We start from the raw sequence: 18,114 nt of genomic DNA, 5'->3' as shown, positions 1-18,114 counted from the left end.
GGCAAAAAGAGCGGCCGGGGGCCAAACTCGCATCGCCTTAAGGCGATACTCAAACATGGCCCCCTCTTTTCCGCTCTTTTTGCCTGCCGACGAGGCGCCCCATACGGCAAGGTAAACCTTGACGGCTCGCTTCGCATCGCGGGACTGTGTTTGCCGCCCCTCGGGCGGTAAACACGGCTACAACCTGAAGGTTTGAGTCGGCCATGGGTTTGCTCCCCTCTCCCRCTTGYGGGAGAGGGGCCGGGGGAGAGGGCGGCGTTTGCAAGAGCGGGTCCGCCAAGTAACGATTGGTAGCCGTGTGGAGCGCCCCAAGGGCGGGCCACACCGTCCCGCGATGCGAAGCGAGCCGTGTGGGTGTACCGGCCGTATGGGGCGCCTCGGGATCCGGCGGAAAGAGCGGAAAAGAGGGACCCATGTTTGAGTATCGCCTTAAGGCGATGCGAGTTTGGGTCCCGGCCGCTCTTTTCGCCGGATCCCGAGGGGGTGTCGCCCCATCCGGCGCGCCTTTTTTGCCTACTTTTTTGGCAAGACAAAAAAGTAGGTCGCCCCCCGCAGGGGGGTGAAACCGCCTTTGACTTTAGGCTTTTGAAGTTGAAGTTGAAGTTGAAGTTGAAGTTGAATTTAAGCCCTCCTGAAGCCAGAGATCCTTTGACTTAACCCAAAACACCCCAATATCCCCCGGTACCCAGAGCCAAACCAAATTCCGCCAAACGGCAAAGAAACCACCCACCCCCAAACCGGCTCCAACAAGCCAAGCCCCCGAACAACCCTGTATCCCCATCATGCCCATCTTCCCCACCCTCCCTGAATGGCTATCCCATCTCGAATCCGCCCATCCGGTGGGCATCGACATGGGCCTGGCGCGTATCACCCGCGTCAAGGAAGCCCTGGGGCTGCGCATTGATGCCGTGGTGTTCACCGTCGGCGGCACCAACGGCAAGGGCTCCACCTGCGCCATGCTGGAGCGCATCCTGCTGGAGGCCGGCTACAAGGTGGGTTGCCATACCTCGCCGCACCTGATTTCGTTTAACGAGCGCGCCCGCATCAATGGCGAGTTCGCTACCGATGCGCAACTGCTGCCGCATTTCGAGGCGGTGGAGCGCGCGCGCACCAGCTTTGCCGATCCGGTGAGCCTGACGTATTTCGAGTTCACCACGCTGGCGATCATCCATGCCTTCGCCGCGGCAGGGCTCGACGCGATGATCCTGGAGGTGGGGCTGGGCGGCCGGTTGGACGCGGTGAACGTGATCGATACCGATTGCGCCATCTTGACCAGCGTGGACATCGACCATACGCAGTACCTGGGCGACACGCGCGAAAAGATCGGCTACGAGAAGGCCGGTATCTTCCGTCCCGGCGTGCCGGCCATCGTGGCGGACCCGATGCCGCCGAAGTCGGTGATCGAGCATGCCGAGGCCATCGGCGCGGACCTCTGGCTGGTGGGCCGGGATTTCCAGCATCAGGCTGCCAAGGGCCAGGAGCGCCAGCAGTGGGACTGGAGCGGCCGCGAGCGCAAGCTCAACGGGCTGGGTTATCCGGCCCTGCGAGGCGCCAATCAGTTGCTCAACGCCTCGGCCGCGCTGGCGGCGCTGCAGGCCATGCGTCCGCGCCTGCCGGTCAGCGCGCAGGAAGTGCGCAACGGGCTGGCCTTCGTCGAACTGCCGGGGCGCTTCCAGGTCATGCCGGGACGCCCGGCGGTGATCCTGGATGTGGCGCACAATCCGCACGCAGCCGCCACGCTGGGGCAGAACCTCGAGAACATGGGCTTCTTCCGCTACACCTATGCGGTGTTCGGCGCGATGGAGGACAAGGATATCGCCGGCGTACTGCGCCATCTGGCCGACAAGGTCGACCACTGGTGCCTGTGCGACCTGCCGACGCCGCGTGCGGCCAGCGCGGCGGATCTGCTGGAGAAGCTGGAGGAGGGCGGTTTCCATCCCGGCCCCGATGCTACGGCGGCCTGCTTTCCCAGCCCGGAGGCGGCTTACCGGGATGCCCTCGGCAGAGCGACCGAGGATGATAGAATTCTGGTCTTCGGATCGTTCTACACCGTGGCGGGCGTGATGGCATATCGCGCTACCCGGGCAAATTGAGTCGCGCGGCCGCCGGGCAGTTTTCCGGGGCTAACACCGGGGCAAATCGCCGCGCAATCTGAGCGACAATTTCAACGGCCGGTTTCCGGCCGTCGCACCGAACCAATCTATGGGCCTGCTTTCGCTGTTTTCTTCCCGCAAGGGCAACGCCCCGGCACCGGAGCGCACTCGCCGCTCGCGTTCGGATCCGGGTGCAGGCATCGCTTCGTCGCGACGCCTGGCCGAGGAGTACGCAGACGACACGCTCGACCYGGAATTCCCGCAGAAGCAGCGGGCGCGCCGGCGCCTGATCGGCGCCGTGGTGCTGACGGCAGCTGCCGTCATCGTGCTGCCGATCGTATTCGAGACCCAGCCAAGGCCAGTCGTCGACAATATCTCGGTAAAGATCGATGGTGGCCCGGGCGGGGCCGGCGGCAAGGTGAAGCCCGATGCCCGCAAGGCGGATCCGTTGCCGCCCGCGCCGCAATCCAGGCTCGACAGCCAGGCGCTCGATGCCGGCGAGGAACTGGTTGCCGATGCGGCACCGGCCAAGCCTGCCGTCGCGGCAGCGGCGCCTGCCGAGAAGGCCGCGGACAAACCGGTTGTCCGCGCGGATGCCAAGCCCGGCAGCGGCAAGTTCCTGGTATTGATCGGCGCCTTTTCCTCCGAGGTAAAGGCCAAGGAGTGGCTGAGCAAGCTCAAGGCGGGCAAAGTGCCGGCCTACATCGAGAAAAAGACACTGGCCGACGGCGAGCGCGTGCTCTTGCGTGCCGGCCCTTTTTCGGATCGCGATGCGGCTGATGCCGCCGAAAAGCGAGTGCGCGCCGTGGGCCTGACCGCCAAGGTGGTCGAACAGTAATGCCAAGGGCGGGCTGGACCAAACGCCAGCCGCCATACCGGGGCACCGGGGACACCGTATTACGCATGCAGCCGACTTTTTTCGATTACAGCGTTGTTTTCATCCTGATTGCCTCAGGCCTGATCGGCGTGTTGCGCGGGCTGGTGCGAGAGGTGCTCTCGCTGATCGGCTGGGTGGTGGCGTTCCTGGTGGCCTACCATTTCGCGGGTACCGCGGCAGGCTGGATTCCCGAATCGGTACCGGGCGGTCAGCTGGCGCGCAGCGCACTGGGCTTCGGGGTGCTGTTCATCGGCACCGTGATTGCTGCGGCACTTGCCGGTACGGTGTTGGGCCAGTTGCTCGAAAGTACCGGGCTCAAGCCCGCCGACCGCGGCCTTGGGCTGGTGTTCGGGCTTGTGCGCGGCGCACTGGTGGTGATGTTCGTGGTGACTCTGGCCGGGCTCACCAAGCTGCCCGAGGAGGCGTTCTGGCGCGATGCGCTGTCCCGGCCCTACGTGATGGAGGCGATGGAGTCGCTGCGGCCGTGGCTGCCGCCCGAAGTCGCCAAATACGTCAAGACATGACATGAGGCCGGGCAGACCGTCCGGCTGGTAGTACGCAGGCTCTGCCCTACAGGGTGGGGCCGCCCCGATTCAAACGCCTTTCCTGGGAGCTTGGCATGTGCGGTATCGTCGGTGTGGTTTCCTCCACGCCCGTTAACCAATTGATTTACGACAGCCTGCTGCTGTTGCAACACCGCGGACAGGATGCAGCCGGCATCGCTACCGCAAATGGCAGCACCTTCCACATGCACAAGGCCAATGGCCTGGTGCGCGACGTGTTTCGCACGCGCAATATGCGCGGCCTGCCCGGTGCCGCCGGCATCGGCCAGGTGCGTTACCCCACCGCCGGTTCGGCCTCGAGCGAGGAAGAAGCCCAACCGTTCTATGTCAACGCGCCTTACGGCGTGATCCTGGCCCATAACGGCAACCTCACCAACTGGAAGCAGTTGCACGAGGAACTGTTCAGCCGCGACCGCCGCCACATCAACACGCACTCCGATACCGAAGTGCTGCTCAACGTGCTGGCTGACGAGCTGCAACGCGCCAGCAGCGGCCTTGCGCTGGACCCGGCCACGATCTTCAAGGCCGTGGCGGGCATGCACCGCCGTGTGCGTGGCTCGTACGCCATTGCTGCGCAGATCGCCGGCTACGGCATGCTGGCCGTGCGCGATCCGTTCGGTATCCGTCCGCTATGCCTGGGCAGCGTGGAAACGCCGAYCGGCAAGGAATGGATGGTGGCATCGGAGTCGGTGGCACTCGAAGGCATCGGCTACAAGCTCGAGCGCGACGTGGCGCCCGGCGAGGCCATCTTCATCGACCTCGACGGCAATCTCTACACCCAGCAGTGCGCCGATAACCCGGTGCTGACGCCGTGTATCTTCGAGTACGTCTACCTGGCACGCCCGGATTCGTGCATCGATGGCGTGCCGGTGTACGACGCGCGCCTGCGCATGGGCGATTACCTTGCCGAAAAGATTCGCACCGAAGTCTCCGCGGGCGATATCGACGTGGTGATGCCGATCCCCGATTCTAGCCGTCCGGCCGCCATGCAGGTGGCCAACAAGCTGGGCGTGAACTATCGCGAGGGCTTCTTCAAGAACCGCTATATCGGCCGCACCTTCATCATGCCCGGCCAGGCGGTGCGCAAGAAGTCGGTGCGCCAGAAGCTCAACGCCATGGGTGTGGAGTTCAAGGGCAAGAACGTGCTGATCGTGGACGATTCCATCGTGCGCGGCACTACCTCTTTCGAAATCGTGCAGATGGCCCGTGACGCCGGCGCCAACAAGGTGATCTTCGCCTCGGCCGCGCCGCCGGTGAAGTTCCCCAATGTGTACGGCATCGATATGCCCACGCGCAGCGAGCTGGTCGCCTACGGCCGCAGCCACGAAGAGATCGCCAGGATCATCGGCGCCGACAAGCTGGTCTACCAGGATGTCGAAGCGATGAAGCAGGCGGTGCGCGACATCAACCCGGCGCTGAAGGACTTCGATGCATCGTGCTTCGATGGCCGCTACATCACCGGCGATATCGACGAAGCCTACCTGGAGCGCCTGGAAACCGCGCGCAGCCAGGCCGATCGCGACGGCACCGGTGGCCTCGGTGACGGCGAGCGCTCGCAGCTGCACTTGCAGCGCTCGGGCGGTAACGAGTAAGACGCGGCGCACCCGCGGCATACCCGCGGAGTTGACGCAGGGCGGGGCCCGGCCGTAACATTGCCGGGCGTCGATTTGATTGTCAGCTTGCGGACGCGGGTCCTGCCGGAGTTTGGTTCTTATCCCGGAACAGGAAATTGCCCGTCACAGGGAAATGCCCGAAACAGCTAAAGCGGAACACCGGCTTACCGGTTGTGCGCAGCAAAGGCACAATGGCAAGCCGGCTTCCCGCCGCAGCGCGGGGCCTATCCCCAGAACACAAGCAGCCCGTCGATTCGGCCCCCGGCCAATGATCGTACGGGCTTTTTTATTGCTGCCGCCAGTGCGCGGCCAGGCTCACCTCTTACACAGATAACCGCGCGGGTACTACCGCCTCCCCATCATGAACGAACCGCTTCCTCTCGACTCCCTCGACATCGATACGCTCGGCGTGCGCGCCGGCACCATGCGCAGCGAGTTCATGGAGCACTCGGAGGCGATGTACCTGACCTCCAGCTTCTGCTTCAACAGCGCTGCCGAGGCCGCCGAACGCTTCGCCAATTCGGAAACGGGATTTACGTACTCGCGATTCACCAATCCCACCGTGGCCATGTTCCAGAGCCGCCTGGCCGCGCTGGAAGGGGCCGAGGCCTGCATGGCGACCGCGTCCGGAATGAGCGCGATCATGTCGGTGGTGATGTCGTCGATGCAGGCGGGCGACCACCTGGTCAGCTCGCGCGCCATCTTCGGCTCGACCATGACGCTGTTCTCCAATATCTTCGCCAAGTTTGGCGTCGAGACGACCTTCGTCGATGGCACCGACCTGGCGGCTTGGCGCGCGGCGGTCAAGCCGAACACCAAGTTGTTCTTCCTGGAGACGCCGTCCAACCCGTTGACCGAAGTGGCCGACATTGCCGCGGTGGCGGACATCGCCCACAACGCTGGCGCGCTGCTGGTGGTGGATAACTGCTTCTGTTCGCCGGCCCTGCAGCAGCCGATGAAGTTCGGCGCCGACATCGTGGTGCACTCGGCCACCAAGCATATCGATGGGCAGGGCCGCGTGCTGGGCGGCGCGGTGCTAGGCACGCACGATTTCATCATGGGCAAGGTTTTTCCCTTCGTGCGCACGGCCGGCCCCACACTGTCGGCCTTCAATGCGTGGGTGCTGCTAAAGGGCATGGAAACGCTGGCGATCCGCATGGAACGCCACAGCGCCAGCGCGCTGGCGCTGGCCGAGTTCCTGGAGTCGCATCCGGCCGTGGCGCGCGTGTATCACCCGGCGCTGAAATCCCATCCGCAGTATGAAGTCGCCCAGCGCCAGCAGAGCGGCGGCGGTGCCATCGTGTCGTTCGAACTCAAGGGCGAGACGCCGGAGCAGCAGCGCGCCAATGCCTGGCGCGTGATCGACAACACCCGCCTGTGCTCGATCACCGGCAACCTTGGCGACACGCGTACCACCGTGACCCATCCCTACACCACCACGCATGCACGCGTCAGCCCGGAAGCCAAGGCCGCGGCGGGCATCGGCGAAGGGCTGATCCGGCTGGCGGTGGGGCTGGAGTCGGTGGCGGACCTGAAGGCAGACCTGCTGCGCGGCCTGCAGGACTGAGGCAGCCACGGCTGCCGCGATGGCGGCCGTGGCGATAGCAGATAGGCAAGGGCCGCCCAGGCGCCTTGGCGCGCCGGCGCCGCTGCTGTCCACTGGTGAATGCGAGGCGGCCCCGCCAATGCGACAGGATGGCGGTGACCGGCTGGGATGGCAGGACGTTCCCCGGCCGGCGTTCAGCGCAGCAAGCGCCGGCGTAGCAGCATCAGCGCGACCACCAGGGCCACTGCCGCGTAAGCGCCGAGCACAATCAGGTGCAGCGCCAGGTTGTCGATTGGACGCCCGAGCATGATGGGGCGGATCAGGGCCACCGCGTGCGCCAGTGGCAGCACCTGGGTGGCGGCTTGCGCCCCCGCGGGCAATTGCTCCAACGGGAAGAATACGCCGGAAAGCAGCAGCATCGGCGTCATCACCAGCGTCTGGTAGAACATGAAGAAGTCGTAGCTGGGCGCAAGCGCGGTGACGATCATGGCCAGGCTGGCGAACGCGATGCCGGCCAGCACGATCACGGGCAACGCCAGCAGCGCTCCCGGCAACCGCGCATAGCCGAGCGCGCCCGCCACCAGCATGATGGCAAGGCCCGACAGCACGGCTTTGCTGGCGGCCCACATGATCTCGCCCAGGACCACATCGCCCAGTGTCAGTGGCGCGTGCATGATGGCTTCCCAGGTGCGCTGCACATGCATGCGCGAGAAGGCGGAATACATGGACTCGAAGCTCGCCGACATCATTACGCTCGACGCCGTGGTGCCGGCCGCGAGGAAGGCGATGTAGGGCACGCCGTTGACCTGCCCGACCAGCAGGCCAAGACCGAGGCCGAGGCCGAACAGGTAGATCATCGGATCGGCCAGGTTGCCGATCATGGAGGGGATCGCCAGCTTCTTCCACACCATGAAGTTGCGGTACCAGACCATGGTCCAGTTGCGCATGTTCATCGGCAGCAGCGGCTGYGGGTAATGCTGCCGCTGCATGGGGGCATGCCGCGGCGCGGCGGCGGCCGGCGCGGCTGCGGGGCGGGGGTCTTGTTCGCTCATGTTCAGTCCGTTGTCGGTCCCGGGTCAGTCGCGCATCTCGCGGCCAGTCAGCTTGAGGAAGACGTCTTCCAGGTTGGCGGGTCGATGCAGGTAACGCACGCCGGTCCGGCCATGCAGGGCGGCCAGCAGCGGCGCCGGTTCCTTCACATAGCAGAACAGCGTCTCGCCGCTCATCTCGGTACGCGTTGCGAGCGGGTGCAGTTCGCCGCGCAAGGGGGCGAGGTTGTCGCCATACACTTCCACCACATCGCAGCCGATCTGGCTGTCGATCAATTCATGCGGCTTGCCTTCGGCGATCTTGCGGCCGCTGTCGATTACGCACAGGTAGTTGCACAGGCGCTCGGCCTCCTCCATGAAGTGCGTGGTCAGCAGGATGGTCTTGCCGCTGGCCAGCAGCGACTTGAGGCGTTCCCAGATCAGGTGGCGCGCCTGGGGGTCGAGCCCGGTGGTGGGCTCGTCCATCACCAGCAGGTCGGGGTCGTTGATCAGCGCGCGCGCCACCGTCAGGCGCCGGCGCATGCCGCCCGAGAGGTCCCGCACTTGCGCCCCGGCACGGCTTTCGAGCCGTGCGAACTCCAGCAGTGCGGGCACGCGGCGTTCGATTTCGGCGCGCTCCAGGCCGAAGTAGCGGCCAAAGATGCGCAGGTTCTCCACCACGGTGAAGTCGGGGTCGAGGTTGTCGAACTGCGGTACCACGCCCACGCGCATGCGGGCCTGCGGCGCGCGCTCCGGAATTGGCTCGCCGCATAGCGTGAGCGTCCCCGAGGCCGGCGTGGTCAGGCCCAGCAGCAGGCGCAGCGTGGTGGTCTTGCCGGCCCCGTTCGGGCCCAGCAGGCCGAAGCACTGGCCGCGTTGCACGCTCAGGCTGAGATCGTCGACCACGACCGTTTCGCCGTATTGCTTGCTTACATTGCGTAGTTCGAGAATGGCAGTCAAGGCAGGAACGAGGGTGAGGTGCGCCACGGGCGCAATATCCGCCATTATGCAGGCAGTGGCGCGGATGCTTTGTGGCGCATTGCAGCAAGAATTCGCGGATGCGGTTATCTTGCCGGTTCGCTGCCGCAGCGCATGGCCAGGGAACTGGCCGAGAGGGCAGGAGCGCAAGACAACGAACCGAAGCAAACCATGGAGACAAGACAATGAGTGCGCAAGACACACTGGCCCAGTGGCAGGAAGCTGAGCGCGTCGCGCGTGCGCGGCTGGGCGAGCCCGGCGTGGCGACGCTGGCGCAGTTGAGCGAGCGTGCCGGGCTGCAGTTTTTCGAGGATATGATGGCCGGCAAGCTGCCGGGCGCGCCGATCGCGCAACTGATGGACTTCGTCCCTGTGGAGTTCGAGGCAGGGCGCTTCGTATTCCAGGGCACACCCGGCGCGCAGCATTACAACCCGATCGGTAGCGTGCACGGCGGCTACGCCGCGACCTTGCTCGATTCCTGCGTGGGTTGCGCTGTCCACACCATGTTGCCGGCGGGCAAGGGCTATACCACCCTGGAACTGAAGGTGAATTATGTGCGCCCGCTGACTACCAAGACCGGTCCGATCCGCGCGGAGGGCAAGGTCATCAGCCTGACCACGCAGATCGGCATTGCCGAGGGCCGCATCATCGACACGCAGGGTAAGCTGTACGCTTACGCCACCACAACCTGCCTGGTATTCCCAATGCCGGCAGGCTGRTGCGGGCAACAGCTACGCATGAATGCAAGGGGGGGCAAGGCGGAAGGGAATAGCACCATGCGCTAAAGACGTACGCATGCATTTCGCCGGCCGTACTCGATCCTGGCGGAAAGATGGGCAGGGCGGTATCAGGGCCGGTCGACGAATGTCGGGCCCGTTAAGGGCCCGACAGCCAACGGCGCTGCTAAAACGACAAAATCCGCCAGGCGTGGCTGGCGGATTTTATGCAGCCGGCGGCAGATCGCGTCTGAGCGCGTTCGCCGCTTGCGGTGCCGAAATCAGTACATCTTCTTCGGCAGCATCTGCATGCGCAGACGCTTGCGAAGGCGCGATTCCGCGGCTTTCTTCTTGCGCTTGCGCTCGGTCGTGGGCTTCTCGTAAGCGGTACGGCTCTTGAGTTCAACGATCAGGCCGGTCTGGAGGATGGCCCTACGGAAACGCCGCATTGCAACTTCAACGGGCTCACCGGGTTTCAAGACGATCTTAGTCAATTCTGTCCTTTAGCATTGCCGCAAAGCGGCGGGTTCAAACGGGGGAAACATTGGCCGCTTCAGGACCCTTCTTGCCCTGTTGCGACTGGTATTGCACTCGCTGGTTATCTTGCAGCGGAGCACCCCCGCGAACCTGAGAGATGTGGACGAACAAGTCCTTGCCACCAGCGTCCGGGGTGATGAAGCCAAAACCCTTCTGGGCGTTGAAGAACTTGACGGTACCAGTTTCCATGGAAAAATCCTTTTTTGAGCGCAAAGAATGCGCCCACTTGCTTTTACACGTTTACGTAAACGCTGTCAAGAAAGCTTGCTGAAAACGCTTTGCAAATCCACGAGAGTGGCGTATAGTACGCCCCTCTGACGCGGGGTGGAGCAGTTGGCAGCTCGTCGGGCTCATAACCCGAAGGTCGCAGGTTCAAGTCCTGCCCCCGCAACCAGGCGATATTCTACTCAAAAGTCCGCCAGTAGTCCGGCGGGCTTTTTTGTTTTGCGTGCCTGCGCCTTTTGCGTCACCGGGACGTCTACACGTATCAGTCAGTGCTAACAAGTGCCAACAGGCGCCATCAGGCGCCATCAGGCACAGACCATCGCCAGCCAGCCCGCCGCCGCACAGGCGCCCACCCAGGAAAGCACCACGGCCGCGATCGTCGACCACTTCATGGGCGGCCTTCCGCAGGCGAGGGATTTGTGGGTTCCGGACGTTTCATTACGCATCTCCTCAAGCCCCTTCAAGCCGCCTGCGCGCTGACGGCAACGGCTGGCTCATCCATGGCGGGCAACGTGATCACGAATCGCGCCCCCCCTGCACTGCCGCTGTCCAGCCCGACCTGGCCGCCATGCAGCAGCGCGATGCGCCGCACGATGGCCAGCCCCAGGCCGAAGCCGCCCGTGTGCCGATTGCGGCTGGAATCCGGCCGATGGAAAGGCTCGAAAATGCGGGCGCGTTCCTCCGGCACCACGCCGGGCCCGTCGTCCTCCACCGTCAGGCACAGGGTGCCAGCGGCATCCGTCTCGGCGCGCAACTGGATGGCGCTGCGCGCATAGCGGGTGGCGTTGCGGCACAGGTTGAGGAGCGCCCGCGCCACCTGCCGAGGATCGCAGACGTGGTGTGGCAGGGGACCACTGGCGAGCACGGACAGGGTCAGCTTGTGGTCGGCCACCTCGTTGGCGACGCTGGCCGCCACGCTGTCGATCAGCTCGCCGACCGAAACCCGCATCAGCATCATCGGGGCCGCACCCTGCTCGAGCTGGCCGAGCGTCAGCAACTCGGTGACCAGTTCATCAAGCTCGCGCACGTCGCGGCGCAGGTCTTCCAGGCGCTGGGCCTGACGTGCCTGCTCTTCCTCGCCGGCGCCGGCCGACTGCAACAGCGCAATGCCAAATTCAAGCCGGGCGATCGGTGTCTTCAGCTCGTGCGAGATGCCGTGCATCATTTCCCGCTGGTGCACGATCGACGCTTCGATCTGCTCCGCCATTTCATTGAATTGCATTGCCAGCTCCGAGATATTGGAGCGCCTGGGCAGGTCGGCGCGGGTTGACAGCTTGCCGCGGCCGAAATCCCTGGCCGCCTGCTGCAGCTTGTCCAGGTCGCGCCAGTGGTACCAGACCCATGCCACGATCGAGAGCAGCGTGGCGAAAGCAATCAATGCATAGGCCACCACGTCGACGTTGGTGTTGTCCACGTCCACGCTGTGCGCATGCAGTACCTGCCCGTCGCGCAGCGGCAGGTAATAGTCCTTGGCATCGTAGCTCAGCACCAGCTTGCCGTCGGCGATATCCTGGCGCTGGCGCGCATCCAGCCGGCTCAGTTCGGCGGCGTCGGCCAGCTTGAACCGTTCGAGCGCATGCGCCTGGAGCTTTTCCAGCGCGCCCTTGCGCAACTCGCCCGGGTGCTGGGCGAGGTATTCGGACAGGACGAACGCATAACCCTGACGATTCACGCGTTCGCTCTCGGTGAATTGCTCGTGGAACAGCGGAATGAAGGTGTAGTTGATGGCGACCACCGCCGCGGCGGCAGCCAGCATCACCAGCAAATAGAGCTTCAGTAGCGAGCGGACCATTCATTCCTCCCATGCCGATGGGCTGAACAAGTAGCCGCGGCCCCAGATGGTCTTGATCTTGTGCGGCTCGGGCGAAGCGTCCTCGAAGCGGCGGCGCAGCCGGGAGATGCCAGAGTCGACGGTCCGGTCGATGCCGTCGAATTCGATGCCGCGCAGCTCCTTGAGGATGTCGTCGCGGCTCAGTACGGTGCCGGCGGCGCGTGCCAGGATCAGCAGCAGGTTGAACTCGGTGGTCTTCAGGTCCACTTCCTGTCCGCGCCAGGTGACCTGCCGGTTAGGCGGTGAAATCACCAGCGCGCCGAATACTAGTTCGTGGTCCCTTTGCATTGGCGTGGCGGGCACGGCGACCCGCTCGGCGGCGGCGCGCCGCAGCAGGGCGCGGGCCCGCGCTACCAGCAGCCTGGGCTCGATGGGCTTGACCACATAGTCGTCGGCGCCGATCTCCAGCCCCGCCACCTGGTCGTAGGTGTCCACGCGCGCAGTCAGGATCAGCACGGGCACGCGCGAGAAGGCGCGAATGCCGCGGCAGACTTCCATGCCGTCCATGTGGGGGAGCATCAGATCGAGGATGACCAGGGCGGGCCGGTGGGCCTGGACGGCCGCTACCGCGATATCGCCGCGCCGCACCACCTCCACCGTGAACTCGTAATTGCTCAGGTACTCGCTGACAAGTTGCGCAAGGCGGTCATCGTCCTCGACCAGCAATACCTTGTACTTGGCCATGGCGTCGTTCATGACAGGCTTCCCAGGGGCCGAAAAACGCCGATTCTATCCGGCCAGCGGCCCGCGTTGGGGGCCGGAGACGCTTCCGGACAAATTTGCACATTTGAACAAGATTTCGCTCTATTTCAGGACAGACATCGCGGCGTGCCGTCCCTAATCTGCGTGCTTCGACATCAAGGCGGAGCATCGGTGGAACAGCAAACAAGACAACAGGGGCAAGCGCCAGGCAAGCCAGCGCGTTTCGGCATGAGTCCGGTCAACTACGCCTTCTGAGGAGAGCGCCATGATGTGGGATTGGCACGCCAGCCCGGCAGCGCGGGATCTTGCTGTCCGGCCGCATGTCTGCGACATACGCCTGCCCGGCGTCGACAGCCTGTTACTGACCGGCGCCACCGGCTTTATCGGCGGCAATGTGATGGTGGCCGCCATCAATGCCGGCCTTGCGCGGCGCTTGCTCTGCCTGGTGCGGGGCAGCGATACGGCAGACGCGCTGGCACGCCTGCGCGAGAACGCCGTCCAGTGCGGCCTGCTGCGCAGCCGCGTGAACTGGCTCACGGAGGATAACGTGCTGCTCGGCGCGCTGGACAGCGATTTCCCGCCCGCCGTCGTGGCTCGGCTGTCAGGTGTCTCGCAGGTGATCAACTGCGCGGCGATGGCCTCGTTCTCGACAGACCCGCAGGTCACGCGCATCAACGTGCGAGACACGCTGCGCTTTGCCTCTCGCTTTGCCGGCAGTACCGCCCTGCGGCGTTTTGTCCATGTCGGTACCGCGATGGCTTGCGGCACGCAGCGCGGTACCAGGGTTTCGGAGCAGGATGCCGGGCATGACGACACCAGCCACCTGGTGCCCTACACGCGCAGCAAGCAGGAAGTGGAGGTGCTGCTGCGCCGAAGCCTGCCGGACCTGCCGCTGGTGGTGGCGCGGCCCTCCATCGTGGTCGGGCACACCGTGCTGGGCACGCAGCCGTCGGCCAGCATCTTCTGGCTGTTCCGGATCATCCACCAGGCGCGCCGCTATACCGCCGGCCCGCATACCCGCATCGACGTGATCTCGGCGGACGACTGCGCGCAGGCCTTGTTGCGGCTGGCGGTCAAGCCCGGCCTGCGCTTCGATGCCTACCATCTTTCTGCGGGCGCGCGCGCACCGACCATCGCGCAGGTGGTAGCCGCCATGGATGAGGCCGCCGCGAGCGAGGACGCGCCGGCTTACCGCAAGTGCCCGGCCAGCGAGCTTCCGGCCCTGGCGCTGGATGTGGCGCGTACCGAGCGCATCAGCAACCGCCGCCTGATCGAACGTGCCCTGCGGCTGTATGCGGGCTTTGCCGAACTCGGCTATGTGTTCGACAACCGGCGCATCCGGGAGGAGATCAATTTCGAGCCGTTGTCGATTACCGATTACGTCAGCGAGTGCATGCGTACCTCGCGCGGGGTTGGCATCCTTGAACAAATGAGCTGGGACTTCAAGTCATGATTGCCGCGCGCTCCACGTTCGTCATGCTCTGGTGACGTGATTCAGGCGGTACTTGTCTGCGGCGGCTGCGTTTCGCCAACCCGGCTTCGCCGACTGCTTCAACTGTCGAACCTGCCCGGCACGCCGCCCGTGGCGTGCCGTACGATGCGGCGCCTGTAGAAGTGTTACTCTTTTGAGTGATACCCAACAGGAGATCACCGTGAGCCGCAAAACCCCCATCGAGCGCTATCGGAACATCGGTATCAGCGCGCACATCGACGCCGGCAAGACCACCACCACCGAGCGCATCCTGTTCTACACCGGGGTCAATCACAAGATCGGCGAGGTCCATGACGGTGCGGCTACCATGGACTGGATGGAGCAGGAGCAGGAGCGCGGCATCACCATCACCTCGGCCGCCACCACGGCGTTCTGGAAGGGGATGGCCGGCAATTATCCTGAACATCGCATCAATATCATCGACACTCCCGGACACGTGGACTTCACCATCGAGGTGGAGCGTTCCATGCGCGTGCTCGATGGCGCCTGCATGGTCTACGACGCGGTGGGCGGCGTGCAGCCCCAGTCGGAAACCGTCTGGCGCCAGGCGAACAAGTACAAGGTGCCGCGTATCGCCTTCGTCAACAAGATGGATCGCGTCGGCGCGGATTTCTTCCGGGTGCGATCGCAGATTGCCGACCGGCTCAAGGGCACGCCGGTGCCGATCCAGGTGCCGATCGGCGCCGAGGATGGTTTCCAGGGCGTGATCGACCTGGTCAAGATGAAGGCCACCGTCTGGGACGACACCAGCCAGGGGCTTCACTTCGAGTATCGCGAGGTACCGCCCGAACTGCTGGAGGTCGCCAGGGAATGGCGCGAGAAGATGGTCGAGGCCGCGGCGGAGGCCAGCGATGAACTCCTGCACAAATACCTCGGCGGCGAGCCGCTGACGGAAGACGAGATCAAGGCTGCCCTGCGCAAGCGCACCGTCGCCAACGAGATCGTGCCGATGCTGTGCGGCAGCGCTTTCAAGAACAAGGGCGTGCAGACGCTGCTCGACGCGGTGATCGACTACTTGCCGTCGCCGGCGGACGTGCCCGCGATTCTCGGCCACACCGTGGACGACAAGGAGGCGGAGCGCCATCCCAATGACGACGAACCGTTCGCCGCCCTGGCATTCAAGATCATGACCGACCCCTTCGTCGGGCAACTGATCTTCTTCCGCGTCTACTCTGGCGTGGTGAATTCGGGCGACACGGTGTACAACCCGCTCAAGGAAAAGAAGGAGCGGCTCGGGCGCATCCTGCAGATGCATGCCAACGTGCGCAGCGAAATCAAGGAAGTGCGCGCGGGCGATATTGCCGCGGCGGTCGGGCTCAAGGAGGCCACCACCGGCGACACCCTGTGCGACCCCGACCATGTGATCATCCTTGAGCGCATGAGCTTCCCGGATCCGGTGATCTCCCAGGCGGTCGAGCCCAAGACCAAGGCCGACCAGGAAAAGATGGGCCTGGCGCTGAATCGCCTGGCGCAGGAAGACCCGTCGTTCCGCGTGCATACCGATGAGGAATCGGGCCAGACCATTATCTCGGGTATGGGCGAGTTGCACCTTGAGATCCTGGTGGACCGGATGCGGCGCGAGTTCGGCGTGGAGGCATCGGTCGGCAAGCCGCAGGTGGCATATCGTGAGACCATCAAGCAGGCAGCGAAGGACGTCGAAGGCAAGTTCGTCAAGCAGTCAGGCGGGCGCGGCCAGTATGGCCACGTGGTGCTCGATCTGGAGCCGCAGGCGCCGGGCAAGGGCTACGAGTTTGTCGACGCCATCAAGGGCGGGGTGGTGCCGCGCGAATTCATTCCCGCCGTCGACAAGGGCATCCGCGAAACGCTGGCATCGGGCGTGCTGGCCGGCTACCCGGTGGTGGACGTGAAAGCCACGCTGGTATTCGGCTCCTATCACGACGTCGATTCGAACGAGAATGCCTTCCGTATGGCGGGCTCGATGGCATTCAAGGAAGGCATGCGCCGCGCCAAGCCGATCCTGCTCGAGCCGATGATGTCGGTGGAAGTGGAAACGCCGGAAGAATTCACCGGCAACGTGATGGGCGACCTGTCCTCGCGCCGGGGCATCGTGCATGGCATGGAGGATATCGCGGGCGGCGGCGGCAAGCTGGTGCGCGCGGAGGTGCCGCTGGCCACCATGTTTGGCTACTCGACGTCGCTGCGTTCGCTGACCCAGGGGCGCGCCACTTACACGATGGAATTCAAGCACTACACGGAAGCACCGGCGAGCGTGGCCGAAGCGGTCATCAACAGCCGGCACACGCGCTAGCTTGCGGTGGCCCATTGCCCCCTGGGAGGCTGTGCGGGGCAATGGGATCGATGCGCCGTCTTTCGCTTGCCGCTTGTGCCGCAGGCTTGAAATGGCGCGTGTCATTTGCGGCCGTCCATGCGGCCGGTTTGGATTTGCCGCGGGCAAGCCGCGGCAAGGTCGGGGCGGCCCATGTGTCACGCCCTGCGCAGCCGCGCGCCTCGCGGCATCCGTCCGACTCGATGGGAGAGTGCGATGGCTAAGCATTTGTTTCCTCAATTTCCCGCCGATGAGCAACGCGAGGTTGTAACCCTCTGCGAACGGCTCGGCTTCGCTCCGGAAGACTTCGAGATCAAGGACGAGGGTTCCGAGCCGGCCAATGGCGGCGTGAGGCGGCGGCAGGTCAGTGTCCGGCGGCTGGCGACGGAGGCCCAGAGCATGTATGACGCAAGCGAGGGTCCGGGCTGGATCGGGGAGTTCGAGAGCGACCTCGAGTGCGGCTTGTTCGGGCAGGCACCGAGGCAGGCGCGGGCATAGCCACCGCAGGCTCGCGCGCCGCATCTGTTGGCGAGGGCACAGACGCGTGTGGGGCGGATGGCGCATAAAGGGCGCTTCGGGCAGTGGGGAGACTGCAATGAAGCGCATGATCCGGATTGGGCTGTGGTCGTTGACGGGCGTCTGCGTCCTGGCGGCGGGCGTGGTGCTGGTGGGCGTGCTGGCAGGGGAGCGAAAGGGCGCGCGCATCGTGAGCGTGCCCGTCGTGTCCCTGGCTTATCGCGACGATGCCCAGGCGCTGGCGAGAGGCAAGTACCTGTATGAATCGCGGGGTTGCATGGATTGCCACGGCGCCAGCGGCAAGGGCCGTGTCTTTATCGACGATCCTGGCGGCCTGTATGTGCGCGCGCCCAACTTGACCAGCGGCAGCGCCGTCATCGGGCGCTATCGGGAAGCGGATTGGGTGCGGGCTATCCGCCATGGCGTGGCCCCGTCGGGGCGAGCTCTGATGGTGATGCCAAGCGAGGACTACAACCGCCTCAGTGATGACGACCTGGGTGCGCTTGTTGCCTATGTCCGCAGCTTGCCGCCGCTGCCGGGCGAGGTGGCGGAGGTGCGGCTCCCATGGATGGTCCGGGCGTTATATGGGTTTGGCCTCGTCAAGGATGCCGCCGAGAAGATCGATCATGGGTTGCCGCCCGCGCGGCCGATGACCGCTACGGTATCGCCGGAGYACGGCGCTTACGTGGCGAATGCCTGCCTCGGCTGCCACGGCGCAGGCTTGCGCGGCGGCAAGATCCCCGGGGCGCCGCCAGACTGGCCGCCGGCCGCCGACCTGACTCCCGCGGGCAGTGCGATGGCGCGCTATGACGCGCCGGAGAAGTTCGTCGGCATGATGCGCAGCGGCTTGCGTCCGGACGGGTCGCCGGTCAGCCGGGTCATGCCGTTCGATTCGTTTGGGCGCATGGACGATGTCGACCTGGGCGCTCTCTACCTGCATTTGAAGGCGCTGCCAGCGCAGAGTGCGAGCCGCTGAGCGCGGCGCCGGGAGGGGATTCCCGCGGTACAAATGGCGCCGTAAAAATGGAAAAGGCCCGCAATTTCTTGCGGGCCTTTCACATTCTTTGGCTCCCCGAGCTGGGCTCGAACCAGCGACCTGCGGATTAACAG

The 18,114-nt window shown here is 64.8% G+C and carries 16 protein-coding genes and 1 tRNA gene; 11 read left to right on the top strand and 6 right to left on the bottom strand.

Going from position 1 to position 18,114, the window contains the following annotated elements:
* The first annotated feature begins 782 nt into the window (after positions 1-782).
* The 5 genes from folC to AC1DN0_RS35565 all read left to right on the top strand — a co-directional run bounded on the left by folC (position 783) and on the right by AC1DN0_RS35565 (position 6,713).
* Positions 783-2,093: a bifunctional tetrahydrofolate synthase/dihydrofolate synthase gene (gene folC, locus AC1DN0_RS35585; protein WP_441634685.1), complete on the top strand. Its 1,311-nt coding sequence runs from the start codon at positions 783-785 to the stop codon at positions 2,091-2,093.
* Between the two features lie 109 nt (positions 2,094-2,202).
* On the top strand, positions 2,203-2,931 hold the full coding sequence (locus tag AC1DN0_RS35580; RefSeq protein WP_477146399.1) for an SPOR domain-containing protein: 729 nt from the start codon (positions 2,203-2,205) through the stop codon (positions 2,929-2,931).
* A 65-nt stretch (positions 2,932-2,996) separates the two neighbouring features.
* Positions 2,997-3,494 carry a CvpA family protein gene (locus AC1DN0_RS35575; RefSeq protein ID WP_441634689.1) on the top strand — a complete coding sequence of 166 codons (498 nt, stop codon included), beginning with the start codon at positions 2,997-2,999 and terminating at the stop codon, positions 3,492-3,494.
* A 95-nt stretch (positions 3,495-3,589) separates the two neighbouring features.
* Positions 3,590-5,125 carry an amidophosphoribosyltransferase gene (purF, locus tag AC1DN0_RS35570; protein ID WP_477146398.1) on the top strand — a complete coding sequence of 512 codons (1,536 nt, stop codon included), beginning with the start codon at positions 3,590-3,592 and terminating at the stop codon, positions 5,123-5,125.
* A gap of 382 nt (positions 5,126-5,507) precedes the next feature.
* Positions 5,508-6,713, top strand: a complete 1,206-nt coding sequence (locus AC1DN0_RS35565) for an O-succinylhomoserine sulfhydrylase (protein WP_441634693.1) — start codon at positions 5,508-5,510, stop codon at positions 6,711-6,713.
* Positions 6,714-6,886: 173 nt separating this feature from the next.
* On the opposite strand, the gene AC1DN0_RS35560 is transcribed toward AC1DN0_RS35565, so the two are convergent.
* Entirely contained in the window at positions 6,887-7,744 is an 858-nt protein-coding gene (locus AC1DN0_RS35560; protein ID WP_276289436.1) for an ABC transporter permease, read from the bottom strand.
* 24 nt (positions 7,745-7,768) lie between these two features.
* Entirely contained in the window at positions 7,769-8,680 is a 912-nt protein-coding gene (gene nodI / locus AC1DN0_RS35555; RefSeq protein ID WP_441634732.1) for a nodulation factor ABC transporter ATP-binding protein NodI, read from the bottom strand.
* A gap of 203 nt (positions 8,681-8,883) precedes the next feature.
* Here nodI and AC1DN0_RS35550 point away from each other — a divergent pair, with 203 nt between their 5' ends.
* A complete protein-coding gene (locus tag AC1DN0_RS35550) occupies positions 8,884-9,483 on the top strand; it encodes a PaaI family thioesterase (RefSeq protein WP_477146397.1) in 600 nt (199 codons plus the stop codon).
* 212 nt (positions 9,484-9,695) lie between these two features.
* Here AC1DN0_RS35550 and rpsU read toward each other — a convergent pair whose 3' ends face one another.
* Together rpsU and AC1DN0_RS35540 are read right to left on the bottom strand one after the other, a co-directional pair.
* Complete coding sequence (rpsU, locus tag AC1DN0_RS35545; protein ID WP_006158571.1) at positions 9,696-9,908, bottom strand: 30S ribosomal protein S21; 213 nt, start codon at positions 9,906-9,908, stop codon at positions 9,696-9,698.
* 34 nt (positions 9,909-9,942) lie between these two features.
* The gene (locus AC1DN0_RS35540; RefSeq protein ID WP_006158572.1) at positions 9,943-10,140 is read right to left on the bottom strand and encodes a cold-shock protein; all 198 of its coding nucleotides are present in this window, start codon (positions 10,138-10,140) and stop codon (positions 9,943-9,945) included.
* A gap of 129 nt (positions 10,141-10,269) precedes the next feature.
* Here AC1DN0_RS35540 and AC1DN0_RS35535 point away from each other — a divergent pair.
* Positions 10,270-10,345, top strand: a tRNA-Met gene (locus tag AC1DN0_RS35535).
* Between the two features lie 291 nt (positions 10,346-10,636).
* On the opposite strand, the gene AC1DN0_RS35530 is transcribed toward AC1DN0_RS35535, so the two are convergent.
* Together AC1DN0_RS35530 and AC1DN0_RS35525 are read right to left on the bottom strand one after the other, a co-directional pair.
* Complete coding sequence (locus tag AC1DN0_RS35530) at positions 10,637-11,968, bottom strand: ATP-binding protein (RefSeq protein WP_441634697.1); 1,332 nt, start codon at positions 11,966-11,968, stop codon at positions 10,637-10,639.
* The gene (locus AC1DN0_RS35525; protein WP_441634699.1) at positions 11,969-12,703 is read right to left on the bottom strand and encodes a response regulator; all 735 of its coding nucleotides are present in this window, start codon (positions 12,701-12,703) and stop codon (positions 11,969-11,971) included.
* Positions 12,704-12,974: 271 nt separating this feature from the next.
* Between AC1DN0_RS35525 and AC1DN0_RS35520 the strand changes: the two genes are divergently transcribed.
* From AC1DN0_RS35520 to AC1DN0_RS35505, 4 genes are all read left to right on the top strand, one after another.
* Positions 12,975-14,162 (top strand): SDR family oxidoreductase, encoded by a 1,188-nt coding sequence (locus AC1DN0_RS35520; protein ID WP_441634701.1) that lies wholly within the window; start codon positions 12,975-12,977, stop codon positions 14,160-14,162.
* Positions 14,163-14,361: 199 nt separating this feature from the next.
* Entirely contained in the window at positions 14,362-16,470 is a 2,109-nt protein-coding gene (gene fusA, locus AC1DN0_RS35515) for an elongation factor G (protein WP_441634703.1), read from the top strand.
* 234 nt (positions 16,471-16,704) lie between these two features.
* Entirely contained in the window at positions 16,705-16,986 is a 282-nt protein-coding gene (locus AC1DN0_RS35510) for a hypothetical protein (protein WP_045235609.1), read from the top strand.
* Between the two features lie 97 nt (positions 16,987-17,083).
* Positions 17,084-17,980, top strand: coding sequence for a c-type cytochrome (locus AC1DN0_RS35505; protein ID WP_477146396.1), 897 nt, complete (start codon positions 17,084-17,086; stop codon positions 17,978-17,980).
* Positions 17,981-18,114 lie beyond the last annotated feature (134 nt).

Source organism: Cupriavidus sp. 05N39 (assembly GCF_056397325.1).
The sequence above is the reverse complement of the archived record's forward strand: the minus strand, read 5'-3'. Positions and strand labels throughout refer to the sequence as shown.